The sequence below is a fragment of the uncultured Muriicola sp. genome (assembly GCF_947258935.1).
Taxonomy (GTDB): domain Bacteria; phylum Bacteroidota; class Bacteroidia; order Flavobacteriales; family Flavobacteriaceae; genus Muriicola.
On the sequence record NZ_CAMYKH010000029.1, the window covers coordinates 1 to 19,468 of the forward strand.

General features: G+C 39.5%; 16 protein-coding genes and 1 pseudogene. 5 read left to right on the top strand and 12 right to left on the bottom strand.

What is annotated here, in order from left to right:
* Positions 1 to 98: 98 nt before the first annotated feature.
* Positions 99 to 1,076: a YpdA family putative bacillithiol disulfide reductase gene (locus Q0X72_RS06915; protein WP_297763361.1), complete on the bottom strand. Its 978-nt coding sequence runs from the start codon at positions 1,074 to 1,076 to the stop codon at positions 99 to 101.
* A 163-nt stretch (positions 1,077 to 1,239) separates the two neighbouring features.
* On the opposite strand from Q0X72_RS06915, the gene Q0X72_RS06920 reads away from it, so the two are divergent.
* Entirely contained in the window at positions 1,240 to 1,665 is a 426-nt protein-coding gene (locus tag Q0X72_RS06920; RefSeq protein ID WP_297763280.1) for a CBS domain-containing protein, read from the top strand.
* Here Q0X72_RS06920 and rpe read toward each other — a convergent pair.
* The 4 genes from rpe to rpsO all read right to left on the bottom strand — a co-directional run bounded on the left by rpe (position 1,662) and on the right by rpsO (position 6,214).
* Positions 1,662 to 2,324, bottom strand: a complete 663-nt coding sequence (gene rpe / locus Q0X72_RS06925; protein WP_297763282.1) for a ribulose-phosphate 3-epimerase — start codon at positions 2,322 to 2,324, stop codon at positions 1,662 to 1,664. The genes Q0X72_RS06920 and rpe overlap by 4 nt on opposite strands.
* Positions 2,325 to 2,530: 206 nt before the next feature.
* Positions 2,531 to 3,394: a sigma-70 family RNA polymerase sigma factor gene (locus tag Q0X72_RS06930; RefSeq protein ID WP_297763284.1), complete on the bottom strand. Its 864-nt coding sequence runs from the start codon at positions 3,392 to 3,394 to the stop codon at positions 2,531 to 2,533.
* A 166-nt stretch (positions 3,395 to 3,560) separates the two neighbouring features.
* Positions 3,561 to 5,762 (bottom strand): polyribonucleotide nucleotidyltransferase, encoded by a 2,202-nt coding sequence (locus Q0X72_RS06935; RefSeq protein WP_297763287.1) that lies wholly within the window; start codon positions 5,760 to 5,762, stop codon positions 3,561 to 3,563.
* 182 nt (positions 5,763 to 5,944) lie between these two features.
* Entirely contained in the window at positions 5,945 to 6,214 is a 270-nt protein-coding gene (rpsO, locus tag Q0X72_RS06940) for a 30S ribosomal protein S15 (RefSeq protein WP_297763290.1), read from the bottom strand.
* 166 nt (positions 6,215 to 6,380) lie between these two features.
* Here rpsO and Q0X72_RS06945 point away from each other — a divergent pair, with 166 nt between their 5' ends.
* On the top strand, positions 6,381 to 7,241 hold the full coding sequence (locus tag Q0X72_RS06945) for a hypothetical protein (RefSeq protein WP_297763293.1): 861 nt from the start codon (positions 6,381 to 6,383) through the stop codon (positions 7,239 to 7,241).
* 48 nt (positions 7,242 to 7,289) lie between these two features.
* On the opposite strand, the pseudogene Q0X72_RS06950 reads toward Q0X72_RS06945, so the two are convergent.
* From Q0X72_RS06950 to Q0X72_RS06960, 3 genes and pseudogenes are all read right to left on the bottom strand, one after another.
* A pseudogene (locus Q0X72_RS06950) lies at positions 7,290 to 8,095 on the bottom strand (acetyl-CoA carboxylase carboxyltransferase subunit beta).
* Between the two features lie 30 nt (positions 8,096 to 8,125).
* Complete coding sequence (gene fbaA, locus Q0X72_RS06955; protein WP_297763296.1) at positions 8,126 to 9,193, bottom strand: class II fructose-bisphosphate aldolase; 1,068 nt, start codon at positions 9,191 to 9,193, stop codon at positions 8,126 to 8,128.
* Between the two features lie 59 nt (positions 9,194 to 9,252).
* Positions 9,253 to 11,844 (bottom strand): BamA/TamA family outer membrane protein, encoded by a 2,592-nt coding sequence (locus tag Q0X72_RS06960; RefSeq protein WP_297763298.1) that lies wholly within the window; start codon positions 11,842 to 11,844, stop codon positions 9,253 to 9,255.
* A gap of 24 nt (positions 11,845 to 11,868) precedes the next feature.
* Between Q0X72_RS06960 and Q0X72_RS06965 the strand changes: the two genes are divergently transcribed.
* The gene (locus tag Q0X72_RS06965) at positions 11,869 to 12,612 is read left to right on the top strand and encodes an RNA methyltransferase (RefSeq protein ID WP_297763300.1); all 744 of its coding nucleotides are present in this window, start codon (positions 11,869 to 11,871) and stop codon (positions 12,610 to 12,612) included.
* Here the strand turns inward: Q0X72_RS06965 and Q0X72_RS06970 are convergent.
* Together Q0X72_RS06970 and ubiE are read right to left on the bottom strand one after the other, a co-directional pair.
* Entirely contained in the window at positions 12,599 to 13,297 is a 699-nt protein-coding gene (locus tag Q0X72_RS06970; RefSeq protein ID WP_297763303.1) for a porin family protein, read from the bottom strand. The genes Q0X72_RS06965 and Q0X72_RS06970 overlap by 14 nt on opposite strands.
* Before the next feature lie 4 nt (positions 13,298 to 13,301).
* Positions 13,302 to 14,030, bottom strand: coding sequence for a bifunctional demethylmenaquinone methyltransferase/2-methoxy-6-polyprenyl-1,4-benzoquinol methylase UbiE (gene ubiE, locus Q0X72_RS06975; RefSeq protein WP_297763306.1), 729 nt, complete (start codon positions 14,028 to 14,030; stop codon positions 13,302 to 13,304).
* Between the two features lie 238 nt (positions 14,031 to 14,268).
* Here ubiE and trkA point away from each other — a divergent pair, with 238 nt between their 5' ends.
* Together trkA and Q0X72_RS06985 are read left to right on the top strand one after the other, a co-directional pair.
* Positions 14,269 to 15,618, top strand: coding sequence for a Trk system potassium transporter TrkA (gene trkA, locus Q0X72_RS06980; RefSeq protein ID WP_297763309.1), 1,350 nt, complete (start codon positions 14,269 to 14,271; stop codon positions 15,616 to 15,618).
* 1 nt (position 15,619) lies between these two features.
* A complete protein-coding gene (locus tag Q0X72_RS06985; RefSeq protein WP_297763312.1) occupies positions 15,620 to 17,110 on the top strand; it encodes a TrkH family potassium uptake protein in 1,491 nt (496 codons plus the stop codon).
* A gap of 6 nt (positions 17,111 to 17,116) precedes the next feature.
* On the opposite strand, the gene Q0X72_RS06990 is transcribed toward Q0X72_RS06985, so the two are convergent.
* Both Q0X72_RS06990 and Q0X72_RS06995 read right to left on the bottom strand, forming a co-directional pair.
* Entirely contained in the window at positions 17,117 to 18,301 is a 1,185-nt protein-coding gene (locus Q0X72_RS06990; RefSeq protein WP_297763314.1) for a pyridoxal phosphate-dependent aminotransferase, read from the bottom strand.
* A 12-nt stretch (positions 18,302 to 18,313) separates the two neighbouring features.
* Positions 18,314 to 19,417, bottom strand: coding sequence for an acyl-CoA desaturase (locus Q0X72_RS06995; protein WP_297763317.1), 1,104 nt, complete (start codon positions 19,415 to 19,417; stop codon positions 18,314 to 18,316).
* Positions 19,418 to 19,468 lie beyond the last annotated feature (51 nt).

Sequence of the window (19,468 nt, forward strand, 5' to 3'; positions counted from 1 at the left end):
GGGATCATCGCACGCAGGTGCGGTAATCCTTAGTGAAATGTTGAGGGATCATCGCACGCAAGTGCGGTAATCCTTAGTGGATCGTGGAGTGTTTTTTATCAAGCCGGAACCGAACGTTTTTTAACAATGTGGTCCATAATGATCTTCGCATGGATACGAGAGTTCTCAATAAACCATTTGTGTGTTTCCATGCCGCCACAGATCACTCCAGCCAGATACAAGCCGGCAATATTAGTTTCCATGGAATCTTCATTGTATTCGGGCAATCGTTTTTTATCATCAGATAAGTGAATTCCCAAGGATTCCAGAAAATGAAAATTGGGTTTGTACCCGGTAAGTGCCAGTACAAAGTCATTGTCAATTTTCTGAGTTCCATTCGGGGTATTGAGGATTAATTGCTTTTCCCTTATTTCAGAGACCGTCGTATTGTAATAGGCCTTGATACTTCCCTCTTTAATTCTATTTATAATATCGGGACGTACCCAGTATTTAACACGTTGTCCAACCTCTGGTCCTCTGATGATCATACTTACCTCAGCCCCTTTGCGCCAGCATTCCAGGGCAGCATCTACAGCTGAATTACTGGCTCCGATCACTGCCAATTTCTGACTGGCATAAAAATGAGGATCCTTGTAATAATGAGAAACCTTTGTCAAGTCTTCACCAGGAACATTCAATTTATTTGGAAGATCGTAAAAGCCAGTAGCTATAATGACGTTCTTTGCTCTGTATGCTTGTTTCTCTGTTTTCAATTCAAAAACACCTTCTTTTTTTACAATGGAAGTTACTTTTTCAAAAAGATGAATATTTAAATTATTGGAGGTGACGATCCTTCGATAATACTCGAGTGCTTCATTTCGCCTGGGCTTAGCCTCTTTACTGATAAAGGGAATTTCATCTATTTCTAGTTTCTCGGAAGATGAAAAGAACTGCATATTCACAGGATAATTAAATAGAGAATTCACAATAGGCCCCTTCTCTAATATAAGGTAGCTTATTCCTTTTTTCTTCGCTTCCAGGCCACAAGCGATACCAATAGGTCCCCCTCCAACTATGATCAGATCTAGCTCCTTTATCATTTTTTATTTCTTAGTCCATTTTCGCATTAATTCATAACAAAACTAGGCATTAATTAATAAAATACCTGAAAATACATTGGTTTGCTAAACCTGATATTTATCATTCTTTCAAGAGATAAAGAATCGGATATTTAAGATATCAAACTAAAAGATTCGCATCATGACAATTACAATAGATATACCCGTAACAACCATCATGAGCAAGCATATTATTTCTGTTGATGTCAAAGATGGTTTAGAAAGAGCAGAACATTTGTTTAAAAAGCACAACATAAGACATATGCCGGTTACAGACCACAAAAAGATCGTGGGCATGCTCAGCATAAATGATCTGCTGCGAATTAGCTTTGCTGATGGAGCCTATCGTGAGGAAGGAGATATAAAGTCTGATATCTACGAAATGTTTAGTATAAATCACCTTATGATTCGCACACCGGAAACTATTAGCCCAAAAAACACGATAAGAGAGGTAACCTCCTTACTGGTTAATCGGAAGTTTCATGCTCTTCCTGTAGTAGACGGGGAAAAAATCGTAGGGATGTTAACTACAACCGATCTGTTGAAATATTATCTTTCCATGTTTTAGGAAATAACAACATGTGCTAATTCGGCGATTGTTGCTGTGGGGTTCTTCGACTTAAAAACGTAGCTCCCTGCCACCAAAACATCTGCCCCGGCTTCAATTAGCTTCGCGGCATTGTCCATACTTACACCGCCATCTACTTCAATTAAGGCAGAAGCATTGTGTTCTTTGATCATTTGTTTTAGCGTCCTGACCTTATCATAGGTATTTGGAATAAAACTTTGGCCTCCAAAACCGGGGTTGACACTCATAATAAGCACCAGGTCCAGATCTCCTATGATATTTTTCAATAACTCAACATTCGTATGAGGATTTAGAGCCACCCCGGCTTTCATCCCTGTCGCCTTTATTGCTTGCACGGTTCTGTGTAAATGTGAGCATGCCTCATAGTGCACAGTAAGCAAATAGACGCCAAGATCTGAAAAGGTTTGGATATACCGATCCGGATCCACGATCATCAAATGTGTATCCAGTGGTTTGGTAGCAAATTTTGAAATGGTCTTTACCAGGGGCATCCCATAAGAAATGTTTGGTACAAAAAGACCATCCATAATATCTAAATGGTGCCATGCTGCCTCACTCTGATTCACCATCTCAACATCTCTTTGAAGATTGCCAAAATCGGCTGCCAGGAGGGAGGGGGCTATTTTAATAGTACTCATGGGTTTATACTTACGAATTGCTTACAAAGGTAATGAAATAGGGTTATTCAGGTGGCATAAAAAAACTCCGGTAATCAGCCGGAGTTTATTCATCAATCAAAAAACGAACAGTCATGATAAACTGTTGTTATTGTATGCAAATTAAGTTAAAAACTCCAGTATTCCAATTATGCGACCAGACATCTAACCTATTGCTATAAGAATGTTTATCCCAAGTATGTTTTTAAGATCTTGCTCCTGGAGGTATGCTTTAACCTTCTGATAGCCTTCTCCTTTATTTGACGTACTCGTTCTCTGGTAAGTTCGAAAGTCTCGCCAATTTCTTCCAGGGTCATAGAATGTTGACCGGCAAGGCCAAAATACAACCTTATGACATCTGCTTCTCTTGGTGTAAGGGTTTCCAGGGCTCTTTCGATCTCTGTTCTTAAGGATTCGTGAAGTAGATCTTTGTCTGGATTAGGCGATTCACCACTGCGCAGAACATCGTAAAGATTAGAATCTTCACCATCTATCAATGGAGCATCCATAGATACATGGCGTCCAGAGTTCTTTAGCGACTGCTTCACGTCTTCCACGGTCATGTCTAATTCCTTAGCTATTTCTTCAGCAGACGGCATACGCTCATGGGCTTGCTCTAGAAACGCAAAGGTTTTATTGATCTTATTTATAGACCCTATCTTATTTAATGGTAAACGAACAATTCTAGATTGTTCTGCCAATGCTTGCAGTATGGATTGACGTATCCACCATACAGCATAGGAGATAAACTTAAACCCTCGGGTTTCATCAAAACGTTGAGCCGCTTTTATAAGTCCCAGGTTTCCTTCATTTATCAAATCGGGTAGGGTAAGACCCTGATTTTGATACTGCTTCGCCACAGAAACTACAAACCTCAGGTTTGCTTTGGTAAGTTTTTCCAGGGCTGTTTGATCACCTGCCTTGATTCTCTGTGCCAATTCTACTTCTTCATCAGCCGTGATCAGGTCTACTTTTCCAATTTCTTGTAAGTATTTGTCCAGCGACGCGGTTTCCCGATTCGTCACCTGTTTAGTAATCTTTAACTGTCTCATCTGTTAAGTTCCTTTCTATTTAGGTTCAATGTGCATTGACTGCATATACTTATACGTAAAAAAAGAGGGAATGTTACAATTAAGACCCGAAATTTTCATTAAAATGTTAAAAAAATCAAAAAACCCCGACCAATGGTCAGGGTTTAGGGCTTTTATTAGGAAAATATTAATCTCTGCGTTGTCTTGGGCCTCTTCTATCGTTACCTCTACTTCGATCATTTCTTGGAGGTCTTTCTACGTAGCCTTCAGGTTTTGGTAAAAGGGCCTTTTTGGAAACTTTATCCTTTCTGGTCCTTGGATCTAATCCAAAGTACTTCACATCAAAAACATCGCCCATGTTTACAACATCGGAAACATTCTCTGTGCGTTCCCAGGCCAGTTCAGAAACATGGAGCAACACCTCGTTTCCGGGGGCATCCATATATTCTACCACGGCGCCAAAATCAAGCATCTTGATTACTTTAACTTCATAAATGCTTCCAACTTCAGGTTTGAATAAAATAGCATCTATTCTTGCCATTACAGCTTCAATACCTTTTTTACCAACACCTAAAATTTCAACTATTCCTTCTTCCGTTACTGGATCTTCGTTAATAACAATAGTTGTTTCAGTTTCTTTTTGCATTTCCTGAATTACTTTTCCACCAGGTCCAATTAAGGCGCCGATAAATTCGTTAGGAACACGTCTTGTTACCATTGTAGGCGCATGCTCTTTTACATCAGCATTTGGTGTAGCAATTGTATCAGTTAATTTCTCTAAGATATGTAAACGACCATCACGTGCTTGTTTCAATGCATTAACCAGGATCTCGTACGATAATCCTTTTACTTTAATATCCATCTGGCAAGCTGTGATACCATCTGCAGTACCAGTTACTTTAAAATCCATATCCCCTAAGTGATCTTCATCACCTAAAATATCAGATAATACAGCATATTTTCCAGAATCAGCATCAGAAATTAATCCCATTGCGATACCAGAAACTGGTTTTTTCATTTGTACACCTGCATCCATCAACGCCATTGTACCAGCACAAACTGTTGCCATAGAAGAAGAACCGTTAGATTCTAAAACTTCAGATACAATTCTTACTGTATAAGGACAATCTGCTGGGATCATTCCTTTTAAAGCACGTTGTGCTAAGTTACCATGTCCAATTTCTCTACGTGAAGTTCCACGAATAGGTCTTGCTTCTCCAGTACAAAAAGGAGGGAAGTTATAATGTAAATAGAAACGCTCTTCACCTTCTTGAGATGGCATATCTATTTGGTTTGCATCTCTTGATGTCCCTAATGTTACAGTTGCTAAAGCTTGAGTTTCGCCACGTGTAAAGATTGAAGAGCCATGCGTTGATGGTAAGTAATCTACTTCACACCAAATTGGTCTAATTTCATCGGTCTTACGGCCATCTAAACGTAAACCTTCGTTTAAGGTTAAATCACGAATTGCAGCTTTTTCAGCTTTGCGATAATAATCAGAAACTAAATCACCAAAGTCTTCTAATTCTTCTTCAGAAAACGTCGCTTTTATGTTTTCTTTTATTTCTTGAAATGCAGCACTTCTTTCTTGTTTAGCAGATCCAGCTTTTGCAATCGCATATACTTTATCATAAGCCATATCATAGACTTTCTTCTCTAAATCGGCGTCTTCTCTTTCCCCTTCATATTCACGCACCTCTTTCTTTCCGAATGCTTCAGCTAATCTAACTTGAGCAGCACATTGTACTTTAATCGCTTCATGAGCAAACTTAATTGCATCAGCCATTTCTTCTTCAGAAATTTCATCCATTTCACCTTCCACCATCATTACTGAATCAGCAGAAGCACCAATCATCATCTCTAGATCAGATTCTTCTAATTGAGCACGTGTTGGGTTAATAACAAATTCACCATTAACACGACCCACTCTTGCTTCAGATATTGGGCATTCAAATGGGAAATCTGATAATTGAATTGCAGCTGAAGCTGCTAATCCAGCCATTGCTTCCGGCATCACATCATCATCATGAGACATTAATTGAATCATCACTTGTGTTTCTGCGGTATAATCTTTTGGGAATAATGGACGTAATACACGGTCTACTAAACGCATGGTAAGTACTTCACCGTCGCTTGGTCTTGCTTCTCTTTTAAAGAAACCTCCAGGATAACGTCCTGCAGCAGCAAATTTTTCTCTGTAATCTACCGTTAACGGAAGAAAACCAAGGTCTTTTTGTTCGTAATTGGATACTACTGTACACAGTAACATACATTTACCCGATTGCACAACAACAGAACCGTGGGCCTGTTTTGCCAGTTTTCCGGTTTCGATAGAAATAGTTCTACCGTCACCAAGGTCAATGACCTCTTTAAATGTTTTTGGAATCATACTTTTTAATTAATCCTGTCTTTATACAGGGTTGTTAAACAATGGTCTGCCGCCCTCATGGTCGGCCGAAGTTGTGTTGTTGTGTTGTGGACCAATGAAAAACTGAGTGTAAGCTTTTTAATGTTGCCCTTTACAGGGACTTGAGAATGAAAAAAGGGGAAGACACGTCCTCCCCTTACCTTTTATTTTCTGATATTCAATTCTACTATTAGTTCGCGGTATTTTTGAATGTCTTTCTTTTTTAAATAATCTAAAAGACTTCTCCTTTTACCTACGAGCATTACCAGAGATCTTTCTGTATTGTAATCCTTATGGTTTTTCTTTAAATGACCTGTTAGGTGGTTGATCCTATGAGTAAACAATGCAACCTGCCCTTCTGTGGAACCGGTATTGTTCTCGTTTCCACCATGCTTTTTGAAGATTTCCTTCTTCACCTCTTTGGTTAAATACATGCCAATATTTTATTTAATGATTATTATGTATCTGATTGATTTTCAATCGAGCGGCAAAGATAGGGATATTTTTAGAATACACCCCTGGGATATTTTTTTTTTGGTCTTGTGTTAAACCTTTCTTAAAAATATATGTCCTAGGAGAGTAATCTTTAATAACTATATTATGAAAAAGAGTCTCAAAACATTGAACTACGCAGGAGGAATGCTTATGGCAGCTGCTTTGCTATTTTCCTGTAACAAAGAAGAATCCACACCATTTGTGGAACAAGAAACATTTGAAGTGGCCGAACTGAAGGCCAGTGATGAATCTGAATTGATCTCCGAGGAGATCTTGAACATCGCTGAAGATGTCTATACTTCAGATGAGGTGATATCCACTTCCAAGTTTTCTTACAATTCAGATTTCTTACCAGATTGTGTTACCATTACCACAGTTGTAACCTCAACGACCAAAGAACGTACTATCGATTTTGGTGAAGGCTGTGAATTACCCAACGGTAATGTGCTTAGTGGCATCATTTTTCTTAGCTACGCCAAAGACATGGAACAAGCCACTAATACCCTAAGTCTTTCTTTGGAAAACTTTACATTTAATGGTGTAGCCATTGAAGGAGGTGCTTCTATAGAAAGGATGCGTTCTAATGAGAACGGTAATCCACAATCTGATGCTAACGCCAGCTATTCTGCCATCTGGCCAAATGGCGACACCGCCAGCTTTTCCGGGAACAGAACAAGAGAATGGATAGAAGGAGTTGGAACCGGTTTTTGGGGAGACAATGTGTATCTTATTTCCGGAAAAGGAACCTTTACCGGTCCACAGGGGAATGTCTTTATGAAAGAGACGGTTACCCCATTGCGAAGAGAACTATCTTGCCGATTTATTGTAAGTGGAATTTTGAATTTTTCAAGAAATGATGCTACTGCTAGTCTCGACTTTGGTGATGGAAGTTGCGATGCCAAAGGGATGCTGACGTATCCTGACGGTACAACAAAGGAGATCTTTCTTCGAAGATTTAAAAACTAATTGTTTGTTACTAAATGAAAAGGCCCTGAATTCATCAGGGCCTTTTTTTTATCTTACCGGATTATTTTCAATCAGATCTATATAGAGATTGATCTTCTTTTTCAATTCACTTCTGTGCACAATAAAGTCTAGAAATCCATGCTCTCTTTTACTACGCGAGGTCCGGCAAATCCTATTAAGGCACCGGGTTCTGATATATTGATATCACCCAACATGGCATAAGAGGCTGTAGTGCCTCCTGTGGTAGGATCTGTACACAATGAAATATATGGGATCTGCGCTTCAGCCAGCTGTGCCAGTTTTGCAGAGGTCTTGGCCAATTGCATCAAAGAAAGAGCGGCTTCCATCATCCTTGCACCACCTGACTTTGAAATCATAACAAAAGGCACCTTTTTTTTGATGGCTACATCAATGGCACGTGCGATCTTTTCTCCCACAACACTTCCCATAGATCCCCCTATAAAGGTGAAATCCATACAGGCCACCACCAGGTCTTTGCCCATAGATTTGCCTATAGCAGTTCGTACGGCATCCTTTAATCCTGTCTTCTTTTGTGCTGCCTTTAAACGATCGCTGTACTTCTTGGTGTCCTCAAACTTTAGTGGATCCTTGGAAGTTAGTTTTGTGTCTAATTCGCTGAACTTGTTGTCGTCAAAAAGAATTTCAAAATATTCCTTACTACCAATACGTACATGGTAATCATCTTCCGGACTTACGTAAAAGTTCTTTGCGAGCTCATCGTATTCTACGATCTTCCCCGTTGGGGACTTATACCAAAGCCCTCTGGGGGTATCTTTCTTCTGCTCCGTGGCAGTTTGAATTCCTTTTTCTGTTCGTTTAAACCAAGCCGTCATAGTGTCTACATTTAAAGTGCAAGATTAAACTTATAGGGTATTCACATTATTTAGATCCTCAAAGGCCTTCTTTAATCGAGCTACAAAAGTATTTTCTCCTTCGCGTAACCAAACCCTGGGATCGTAATATTTCTTATTGGGTTGATCATCTCCATCAGGATTACCGATCTGAGTTTGTAAATAAGCTCCTTTCCCCTGAATATAATCCCTGATCCCTTCCATAAAAGCGTACTGCAGGTCGGTATCAATATTCATCTTTATAACTCCATATCCAATACCTTCTCTAATTTCTTCTACTGTAGAACCAGATCCACCGTGAAATACAAAATCTATATGATTGTGTTCTACACCGTATTTCTTTGTAATGTACTCCTGAGAATTTTTAAGGATCTTAGGAGTAAGTTTTACATTCCCCGGTTTGTATACCCCATGTACATTTCCAAAGGCTGCGGCAATTGTGAATCTGTGGCTAACTTTGGATAACTCTTCGTAGGCATAGGCTACTTCTTCGGGTTGGGTGTACAACTTAGAATCATCTACATCCGTGTTATCTACTCCATCTTCTTCTCCTCCTGTTATTCCGAGTTCAATTTCGAGGGTCATGTCAATTTTACTCATTCTGGATAGATACTCCTTACAGATCCCGATATTCTCTTCCAGGGGTTCTTCCGATAGATCAATCATATGTGAGCTAAAGAGCGATTTCCCTGTTGCCTTATAATGAGCTTCACTCGCATCAAGAAGTCCATCTATCCATGGAAGAAGTTTTTTGGCACAATGATCTGTATGTAAGATTACAGTGGCACCATATGCCTTTGCTAATTCATGAATATGTTTTGCACCGGCTATGGCACCCTTAATGGCAGCCTGCTGCCCATCATTAGAAAGGCCTTTTCCTGCATTAAACTGAGATCCTCCATTCGAAAATTGGATGATCACCGGGGAATTAAGTGCAGCAGCAGTTTCGAGAACCGCATTTATGGTATTAGAACCTGTTACATTTACTGCGGGAAGGGCAAATCCTTTTTCCTTGGCATAATTAAAGATCTCTTGAACTTCATTACCCGTAGCAACACCTGGTTTTATAGTATGTGACATAGTATTTTGTTTGATCTGTTAGTATGGTTACTCGCGCAAAAGTAATAAAATAATTAGCTCTAAAAGGGATAATTGATCCCTATTTGTAAGACCGCATTACCGAAATTGTAATCTCTGAACCATCTTTTAGAAGCTACTTCAGCAGGATTATAAGTTTTAAATCCGGCATCTACCCTAAATACAAAGTAGGTAAAATCATAGCGCAGACCGAAGCCCGTTCCTAAGGCAATATCACCTAAAGAATTAAATCCACTAAAGGTTTTGGCCGGGTCGTCTACATTATCCCATATATTCCAAATATTCCCTGCATCTGCAAACAAGGCTCCTTTTATATTGCCTACTATAGGGAAACGATATTCAAGATTAAAAGCTAGTTTTAGGTTGGCTTCATTAAAATCATTTATATCACTAGAACTACCAGGGCCCAGTGAGTAAGGAAACCATGCTCTGTTATCATTAGACCCTCCGGCAAAATAACTTCGTACAAAAGGAACGCTTTCTGAATTTCCATAAGGGGCTGCTACTCCAATGAAACTGTGAAAAGCCAGTACATTGGACCTATTGAGATCCCAGTGTTTTATAAAATCGAATTCGGTCTTTATGTATTGGGAATAGGGCACTCCGAAAACCAATAAATTATTGTCATTGTTTTCTTCGAAAGGAAAAATATAAGACAAGGCAGAAAGAAGATTGCCGGCACTTTCTAATTTAAATCTGAACTGATAGAAACTATTATCATTGATACCAATTTTGTTGTTTTTTGTAAAAGTATAGTTGCTGGAAAAGATCAAATTGTTTTCTGTGAGTCGCGCGCGCCGTTCTTCAATTCTGCTAATATCAATGAAGTCTTCCGTACTGGAGGTAATACTTCCATCTAAAATTGCCTGAGTAAACCCGGTAGTTCCATCGGGAATAATAAGTTTAGGATCATTTGGATCATCTGTGGCTTCGTAAAAACCGGATAATGTAGGATCGTTCTCATAGATATCGGCACTTGCAATATCATCTACTTGCCTATAACTACTGCCATATACATTAAAAAAACGATCCGGATTTACATTTCTTACATATAGTATATTTAGTAGTTCAATAGAGTTTTTTTTGAAACTATCAGGAACCCAATTGTATCCCAGAATGGTATTTAAGGTTTGTTTATCCAGGCCAATGTTCTTTTGAAAACTCGTTCCAGCAGAGATCCTTGTTTGAGGAAGCATATAATAGGGAACAATCTTTTTTGTATTCAACAGTGGAAACCATAACCTGGGGAAGGTCAGATTAATATCAGCTCCAATCTCAGAGAAAAAGTCTTCCGGGAGGGAGGTGTCACTTAACAAGCCAAAGGTTCCCCGCGCAGACAGACTTAGGGTTTCTGCTCCTCCAAAAACATTCCTGGTAATTAAGGAACTACTAAAGCCTATACCTAGGCGTTGAATGTTAGAATGAGTTACATCGAGGTTTAGACCCAGAGAATATTTTGGTCTTGCAGTGAGATAAATATTAGAGATCAGTTTTGTTTGTGTGCTGTCTTCAATGATCTGAATATTTGGATATTTAAAGGTATTGAGGTTAGTAATTTGACGGTAGGTTCGCAGCCTGTCCAGATCCCGGTATAGGCTATCCTTTTCAAGAAAGATGGCATCGGTCAGAGCCTTTGGTTTGTAACGCAGCCTATCCTTAAAGTATATTGTGTAGTTTTCAAATTCTTGAGATTGGAGATCACTTTCCTCATCTCCAAAATTATAGTCGGCATAAATATTGATCTTTTCGAAGGAAAAAACTTTATATTCAGACGTTGTTACGGCACTATCCCCTCGTTTCCTTAAATTTTCAATATTGAGTTCAACTTTCATATTCTGATCGTCTCCTACTTCCGTTGTATCACGAAGAATATCATAAGTAATAGAGCTCTCCTGAAAATTATAGACGCCGGTATTCCTGAATAGCTCCGTTAGACGTTGTCTTTCATTATTGAAGTCGACCAGATCAAATTGTTTATTTTCCTCAATAAAAGACGCTTTCTTGTTTAAGCTGTAAATAGAGTCTATAGCAGGGGATGCTATATTTTTAGATAAGGAATCAATGATATATGGTTTTCCCAGGGTAATCAGATAATCAATTGCCGCACGCTGACTTCTTTTTTCCTCAACTATCTCAAAAGTGGTTGAATTATTAAAATAGCCTTTACTTCCGTAGAAAGCACTTAGTCGCTGTAGTGATTTTCTGGTTCTGGAAGTGTCTATGATTACCGGAGCTTCACCAATCTTCTTCAGCCATTCACTATAGCCCGTTACCAGAAAGGATTCGCCCAGGGCTTCCACCTGTTTTTGTGATAAGAAAGATGCCAGGCGCTCTTCTCTTTTTGGTTTTCTGTGCAACCAGTCCTGAAATAAGGAATCAGGATCTTTCTTGGCCAGGTTGTATAAATTTAATCGCAATGGATATCCAAGGACACGCGTATTAGGTTCCTGAACAATAAGACTCTTGATATCTTCATCTACCACTTTTTCCCCATCTGTAATAATGCTATTTTTTGTGAGGAGTAATTCACCTTCTTCCACTCTTTTTAAGGCATTGCAGGAACTAAGCACGGCGATAAGCAAGAAGATACCTATTTTAGCAGTGTAGCCTTTAAGATGAAAGGGGGTATTCATAAGAATCAAAAATACATTATTTGGATGGTTGTAAAAAGTCAAATAAAGTTTATAAAAAGCTTACAACAAAAAAAATACCGGATCTTAAACGGCCTGTTTGTGGTTGAGGGGGTAAAGATGGTAAATGAGCTACTTCAGACCGAACTAAAGTTGCATGGTCTTTATACGACAAACCCAGAACTCCTTCCTTCTAAAGCCTTTGAATATGAGAAGATAAGTGAGGCAGAGCTGCATAAAATAAGTGGTTTAAAATCTCCAAATAAGGCAGTTGCGATCTTTAATATCCCAGATTCGGCTCCGGTCCACTTTAATGACTGGATCCTTGTTTTAGATGGAATAAAAGATCCTGGAAATTTGGGGACCATCGTCAGGTTGTGCGACTGGTTTGGAATACCACAGCTTGTATGTTCTACTGACACCGTAGATTGTTACAATCCTAAAGTTTTACAAGCAACGATGGGTTCTATTGCACGGGTGAACATAGTGTATATGGATGTGGAAACATTGGTGAAGAAGTCGGATCTTGCAGCAGTAGGGGCTTTTATGGAAGGCGATCCTGTTTACCAATACAATTGGCCTTCAAAGGGGATGTTGATCATGGGTAATGAGGCGCACGGGATTTCCAAAGGTTTAGAAGCCTTGTTAGATAAGAAAGTGAGTATTCCTCAATTTGGTAAGCCTACCACCGAAAGTCTTAATGTAGCTACGGCAACGGCCATTCTTTTGAATGAATTAAGAAGAAAAAGAGCAGGTGCTACTCAAAAGTGAAATTTACAAAAACCCCGCGTGTTCTTAAGGCATCAATATTGCCGGTCCATGAACTGCTGGGGTCATTATCGGGGATCAATTCATCGGTTATGGCAAAGACCCCTCTTATAGAGGGAGAAAACTTAAAGTATTCCGTATAAAAATCAATACCAAACCCAAGTTCGTAATTAAATACCTGCTTTTTCATCCGAAAGGTACCACTGCTGTTGTCGTCCAGGCTAGCTTCATTACTACCCAGATTCATGGATGCTGAAACACCCCCCACCAGAAATGGTTTCCAGTTGCCTAATCTCTTAGTGCTTGCTTTTAAAAGTAAAGGAAAGTTAATATAGGTAGATTTTACCTCTCTGATAGCATCATTTTCTTCAGAAAAACCTGGAAAACCAAGGGTTCTTGAACCATAAAATAAACCGGGTTCAAAACGTAGATCGAAAAATTTATTGAGTCGTAGTTCACCAATAAGACCAACATTGAAACCTATTGTTTTATTGACTAAAATATCCTGAAGATCGTTCTTGTAGTTAAACTTGAAATCGTATTGGTTAAAACCCAAAAAGTAGCCCCAATTCAACAATGCCTTGTCCTCGTTTTCCAGATTGAGGATTGGCTTCTCATTAAATTGCGCCTGTAGGACCTGTCCTTTTATCAAAAACAACAGGACCAAAAGGAAGAAAAATCTTCTCATAAGCTTACTTTGTGGCGATATAAATAGACGCCACTCCGAATGTTTGTGGCCTATTCTCCATACCTATAAACCCGATTTTCTTTAAAATATTGTTGAATTCTATACCGTGTGGAAAAACAGATGCAGATTCGCTTAAGTATCGATAGGCGGAACGATCTTTGGAGAAGAGTTTTCCTATTGCGGGTAGGATAAACTTTGTATAAATTGCATAACCCTGTTTAAAGGGGGTCTTTGATGGGACCGAGGTCTCCAGAATGACCAGTGTTCCACCAGGTTTTAGCACCCTGTAGATCTCTTGCAGCCCTTTTTCCAGGTGTTCAAAATTACGTACCCCAAAAGCCACCGTTACCGCATCAAAACTAGCCTCTTCAAATTGCAGGTTTTCACTATCTCCAACGACCATTTCAACGGTGCCTTCCAAATGCTTTTGGATCACCTTTTTCTTTCCAACGGATAGCATCCCGGTTGAAATGTCCAGACCTACTATTTTCTCGGCACCGGTTTCTACCAGATTAATTGCCAGATCACCTGTACCTGTTGCAATATCAAGGATTTTTTTTGGTGCTCGTTCTTTCAGAATATAGACAACCCTCTTTCGCCATTTTACATCAATTCCAAAAGAAATAACTCGGTTTAAACCATCGTACTCTCCAGAAATTGCATCGAACATAGTAGTAACCTGTTCTTTTTTGCCCTTTGCAGAGTCCTTGTAAGGTTTAACGTTCTTGGCCATTTCATCAATTTTGCGGCAAAGATACTACAATGCCTTCGTAATCATGAGGGCTATTTGCTATATGTAATTTCTTGAACAGAACAAAGTACCGTGGATTTTAGGAAGGGTTGAAATAAATTTCCGTAATTTTGACCCGCAAAACCATGCAACTCTTTCTTAGGTAAGTGCCGTGGCTTTATAGATCAGAATAGAACTACTTATATGGTCTGTACAATATGATAAAAGACCTTTTTAGCTCATGAAAATTATAATCGCTGGCGCAGGTGAAGTAGGATTTCATTTGGCAAAATTACTATCCTATGAATCACAGGATATCACTCTAATAGACACTAACAAAGATTGTCTTATATATGCAGACAATCATTTGGATATAAAGGTGTTAAGAGGAGACGCCACTTCAATATCTATCTTACAAGAGGCACATATAGAGAAGTCCGATCTGGTTATCGGGGTAACTTCTTCCGAAACTACCAATATTACCTTGTGTATGTTGGCAAAACAGATGGGATCTAAGAAAACCATTGCCAGGATCTCCAATACCGAGTTTTTAGATCACAGGGAAAATATAAAATTTTCCGAATTGGGAATAGATGAGTTGATCTCTCCGGAAGAATTGGCAGCTTCCGAAATACAGTTGCTCCTAAATCAATCGGCATTTCACGATACCTATGAATTTGAAAATGGTGCACTTATCATGGTGGGTGTTTCCTTGCCTAAGAGTGCTCCTTTTATTGGAAAATCGGTTAAAGAAGCCGCTTCCATTTTTCCAGAATTGCATTTTATGCCAATTGCCATGCAACGAGGAGGCACCCAATTTACGCTGATCCCCAGAGGTGATACTATTTTTAAGGCAGACGATCAGGTGTATTTTATTACTGATAAAAAAGGCGTTGATGAACTGTATAAACTTACAGGCAAAAAGAAAGAGGACTTGAAGAATGTTATGATACTCGGCGGGAGTAAGGTAGGATTCAAAGCAGCTCGTGATCTGTGTGCAAAGAAATTCAATGTAAAACTAATTGAAAAGAATAAAGAAAAGGCCTTTGATCTCGCAGATATTCTGCCCAATGCTTTGGTTATCAATGGGGATGGTAGAAACGTGGAATTATTGGAGGAAGAGAGTCTGGAATCTATGGATGCGTTTATTGCGGTCACAGGAAATTCTGAGACCAATATCATGTCTTGTTTGGTGGCAAAATCGAAACATATAAAAAAGACCATCGCCCTTGTTGAGAATATGGATTACTTTCAGTTATCCCAATCCATAGGGATCGATACGCTTATCAATAAGAAACTTCTGGCAGCCAACAATATCTTTCGATATATCCGAAAAGGAGAGGTAGTGGCTATGACAAGGCTCAATAACCTCAATGCAGAGATTCTTGAGTTTAAGGTAAAGCCTTCTTCCAAAATGAATGGTCAGATTATTAAGGATTTAGACTTCCCGAGAAATGCGATCATTGGCGGTATTATTCGCAAAGATAAAGGTATGGTAGCCCTGGGCGATTTTGAAATAGAGGAGGGGGATAAGGTAGTTGTTTGCTGTTTGCCGCAGGCCATTCAGAAAATAGAAAGGTTATTTTTATAGTATGGGGTTTAATTCCAAAATAATTACTCACCTCATGGGATTGCTCCTTCTTTTTAATGGGGGTTTTATGATCCTGGCTGCACTGGTGAGTGGTATCTATCAGGACGGGGTTACACTTGAGATTACGTTGGCGGCCATAGTAACAATGTTCATTGGGGTTTTGGCAATGTTCTTTACAAGGGGACATGATAAAGAGGTAAATAGGAAAGAAGGGTACATTATAGTAACCTTCGGATGGATCATAATGGCTGCCTCGGGAGTGCTTCCATACTTGTTCTCGGGAACGATCCCAAATATTACCAATGCCTTTTTTGAAACCATGTCCGGGTACACCACTACTGGTGCCTCTATCATTGATGATATTGAAATACTCCCTGAAGGAATTTTATTTTGGAGAAGTTTAACCCATTGGATTGGAGGTATGGGGATCATTGTACTGGCCATAGCCATTTTGCCGTTGTTGGGAATTGGCGGGATGCAATTGTTTGCCGCAGAGGCTCCTGGTCCAAATGCAGATAAATTACATCCAAGGATAACGGATACGGCCAAACGACTTTGGCTAATCTATTTTGGCTATACAGTTGCAGAAACAATCCTATTAAAACTTGCGGGGATGTCTTTATTTGATGCAATGAATCATTCGCTGGCGACACTTTCAACGGGTGGCTTTTCAACAAAGAACGCAAGTCTGGCCTATTGGAATAATCAGCCGCTCATTCAATATATCGTTATCTTTTTTATGTTTTTGGCAGGAAGCAATTTTGTTCTTAGCTATTTTGCTTTTAAAGGAAAGGTGCAAAAGATCATACGAGATGAAGAATTTAAATACTATACGGCGTTTATTGTCATCTTTTCTGTTATTGTTGCTCTGGTGATCTACTTTAAGGCCAATGTACCGATAACTGAATATCACCCAATGGTTCTGGGCGATGCGGAAAGCTCTTTCAGACATTCACTGTTCCAGGTAGTAGCGATTGTCACCACAACGGGATTTGTGACAGCCGATTTTACCGCATGGACACCCTTTATAACAGTGTTCTTTTTTGGTCTGATGTTTGCCGGAGGATCTGCGGGTTCTACCGCAGGAGGGATCAAAATAATGCGGCATATTCTGATCATAAAAAATGGATTGTTAGAGTTTAAGCGAACCCTTCATCCAAACGCAATAATCCCTGTTAGATTTAATAATAAGACTGTAACCGAGCATGTGGTTTACAATGTAATAGGATTTTTTGTGCTGTATATGCTTCTGTTTGTTATCGGTGCTTTAGTTCTGGGGTTTCTGGGACTCGATTTTGACTCTTCTATCGGGGGTGCAGCATCTGCCTTGGGCAATGTAGGGCCGGCATTTGGTTCTCTTAGTCCACTCAATAATTTTAACAGCCTACCTGCATTAGGGAAGTGGTGGTGTGGGTTTCTGATGCTTGCCGGAAGACTGGAATTGTTTACCGTTCTTATCCTGATGACCCCTTACTTCTGGAAGAAAACATAAGAAAATTTAAAGGACCTTTTTGATCCTGGCAACGGCCTCTTTTATCTCACTTTCTGAGGCTGCATATGAAATACGGATACAATTGGGATTTCCAAAAGCCTCCCCCGTTACGGTTGCCACATTAGCCTGCTCCAGCAGGTACATCGCAAAATCCGATGCGTTGTTGATTCGCGTGCCTTGCAGCTCTTTGCCAAAATAACTGGAAACGTCCGGGAATACATAAAAAGCACCTTCGGGTACATTAAGCTTAAATCCATCTATGGTGCCTAACAATCCAAGAATAAGATCTCTTCGTTCTTTGAATTTATCGATCATAAACTGGATCTTGCTAACTGGTGCTTCCAGTGCGGTAATGGTAGCGCGCTGGCCAATGGCATTTGCTCCACTAGTGATCTGACCCTGATATTTTGTACAGGCTTTGGCGATCCAGTCGGCCGCACCTAAATATCCAATACGCCATCCGGTCATAGCAAAGGCTTTGGACACGCCATTTACAGTAATGGTACGGTCATACATACCATCTATAGTGGCAATACTGGCATGTTTCCCTCTAAAATTAATATGTTCATAGATCTCATCCGATACTACAAAGATGTTAGGATATCTTTTAAGGACCTCAGCAAGTCCTTGGAGTTCTTCTTCGCTATAGACAGAACCACTTGGGTTGCAAGGGGAACTGAACCAAAGCATTTTAGTTTTGGGTGTTATAGCGGCCTCCAGTTGAGCCGGAGTCATTTTAAAATCGGTATCAATGCTAGTTGGTACTTCAACAGGTGTTCCCTCTGCCAATTGAACAATGTCTCTATAGCTAACCCAATAAGGTGCAGGTAAGATAACCTCGTCGCCTTTATTGAGCATTACCATGGCTACATTCGCGAGCGACTGTTTAGCTCCGGTAGATACTACAATTTGGTTGAGGTTATAAGTAAGCTGATTGTCTCTTTTGAATTTTGCAGAAATAGCCTGTTTCAGATCGGCATAACCATCCACAGGGGAATAACTGCTATAGTTGTCGTCTACGGCTTTTTTAGCGGACTCCTTGATAAAATCCGGGATGTTAAAATCGGGTTCTCCAAGACTAAGACCAATGATGTCTTTGCCTTCATTTCTCAATTCTCTGGCTTTTGCGGCCATAGCTAAGGTGGCCGAAGTAGATAATTTATTAATTCTATCGGAAAGTTGGTTACTCATGCCTGCTAAGGTTTATTGATACTGCAAACTGGGATTTTTACCCAGCTCTTTCAAATGTTTGAAGTGCGAAATTATGGCTTTTCTAGTAGTTTTATATTCATTATACGGCAAATTAAATTCTTTGGCCGTCTCTTTCACAATTTTAGAGATTTTTGTGTAATGAATATGACTGATGTTTGGAAATATATGGTGCTCAACCTGATGGTTCAATCCACCTGTAAACCAATTTACGATTCTGTTCTTTGTACCAAAATTAACGGTGGTAAACAATTGGTGAATGGCCCACGTATTTTTCATGGTTCCATCTTTTTCGGGTAGCGGAGTTTCTGCCTCATCCACCACATGCGCAAGCTGAAAAACTACGCTTAAAATTACACCGGCTACATAATGCATAATAAAAAAGCCTAAAAGTATTTTCCACCAGGAAATACTTAGCACTAACATGGGTAAAACAATCCATATGGAGAGATAAATGGCCTTGGTGCCTAAAAGAACACTCCAATTTAGGAATGGATTGGGAAATTTACCATAGGAAAGCTTTCGCTTAGTATACCGGTACATCTGCTGAAAATCTGTCGTAATGGCCCAGTTGAATGTAAGCAAGCCATACAGGAAAACAGAATAAAAATGTTGAAATTTATGCAACTTGTGCCATTTGGCATGTTTGGAGAAACGCAGTACCCTTCCTGCTTCCAGATCTTCATCATGATTGTGAATATTGGTATAGGTGTGGTGTAGTACATTGTGTTGTACCTGCCAGTTATATACATTTCCGGCAAGGATGTAGATGCTGCTCCCCATAAGTTTATTTACCCATTTTTTTGTGGAATATGAGCCATGGTTGCCATCGTGCATTACATTCATGCCTACTCCGGCCATCCCAACACCCATGGTAATGGATAGTAATAAATTTGCCCAGTTAGGCAAATTGAGGGTAAGAATCAAAAAGTAAGGTGCTAGAAAAAGAGAAAACATTACAGCTGTTTTTAGGTGCAGCTTCCAGTTGCCTGTCTTCTTTAAATTGTTGTCTGCAAAGTACGCATTCACTCGTTTATTAACGGTTCGAAAGAAATTTGCAGAGTCTTTCCTAGAAAATTTTATAGTAGTTTTCTCCATAAGTTTGGATTCAAAGCCGTAAAGATAACGTAATATCTTGCTTTATAATGC

What these genes read in the sequence shown, in the direction of transcription:
- Q0X72_RS06920 (WP_297763280.1), top strand. Translation starts at nt 1,240, where the DNA reads ATGACAATTACAATAGATATACCCGTAACAACCATCATGAGCAAGCAT.
- rpe (WP_297763282.1), bottom strand. Translation starts at nt 2,324, where the DNA reads ATGAGTACTATTAAAATAGCCCCCTCCCTCCTGGCAGCCGATTTTGGC.
- Q0X72_RS06930 (WP_297763284.1), bottom strand. Translation starts at nt 3,394, where the DNA reads ATGAGACAGTTAAAGATTACTAAACAGGTGACGAATCGGGAAACCGCG.
- Q0X72_RS06935 (WP_297763287.1), bottom strand. Translation starts at nt 5,762, where the DNA reads ATGATTCCAAAAACATTTAAAGAGGTCATTGACCTTGGTGACGGTAGA.
- rpsO (WP_297763290.1), bottom strand. Translation starts at nt 6,214, where the DNA reads ATGTATTTAACCAAAGAGGTGAAGAAGGAAATCTTCAAAAAGCATGGT.
- Q0X72_RS06945 (WP_297763293.1), top strand. Translation starts at nt 6,381, where the DNA reads ATGAAAAAGAGTCTCAAAACATTGAACTACGCAGGAGGAATGCTTATG.
- fbaA (WP_297763296.1), bottom strand. Translation starts at nt 9,193, where the DNA reads ATGTCACATACTATAAAACCAGGTGTTGCTACGGGTAATGAAGTTCAA.
- Q0X72_RS06960 (WP_297763298.1), bottom strand. Translation starts at nt 11,844, where the DNA reads ATGAATACCCCCTTTCATCTTAAAGGCTACACTGCTAAAATAGGTATC.
- Q0X72_RS06965 (WP_297763300.1), top strand. Translation starts at nt 11,869, where the DNA reads ATGGTTGTAAAAAGTCAAATAAAGTTTATAAAAAGCTTACAACAAAAA.
- Q0X72_RS06970 (WP_297763303.1), bottom strand. Translation starts at nt 13,297, where the DNA reads ATGAGAAGATTTTTCTTCCTTTTGGTCCTGTTGTTTTTGATAAAAGGA.
- ubiE (WP_297763306.1), bottom strand. Translation starts at nt 14,030, where the DNA reads ATGGCCAAGAACGTTAAACCTTACAAGGACTCTGCAAAGGGCAAAAAA.
- trkA (WP_297763309.1), top strand. Translation starts at nt 14,269, where the DNA reads ATGAAAATTATAATCGCTGGCGCAGGTGAAGTAGGATTTCATTTGGCA.
- Q0X72_RS06985 (WP_297763312.1), top strand. Translation starts at nt 15,620, where the DNA reads ATGGGGTTTAATTCCAAAATAATTACTCACCTCATGGGATTGCTCCTT.
- Q0X72_RS06990 (WP_297763314.1), bottom strand. Translation starts at nt 18,301, where the DNA reads ATGAGTAACCAACTTTCCGATAGAATTAATAAATTATCTACTTCGGCC.
- Q0X72_RS06995 (WP_297763317.1), bottom strand. Translation starts at nt 19,417, where the DNA reads ATGGAGAAAACTACTATAAAATTTTCTAGGAAAGACTCTGCAAATTTC.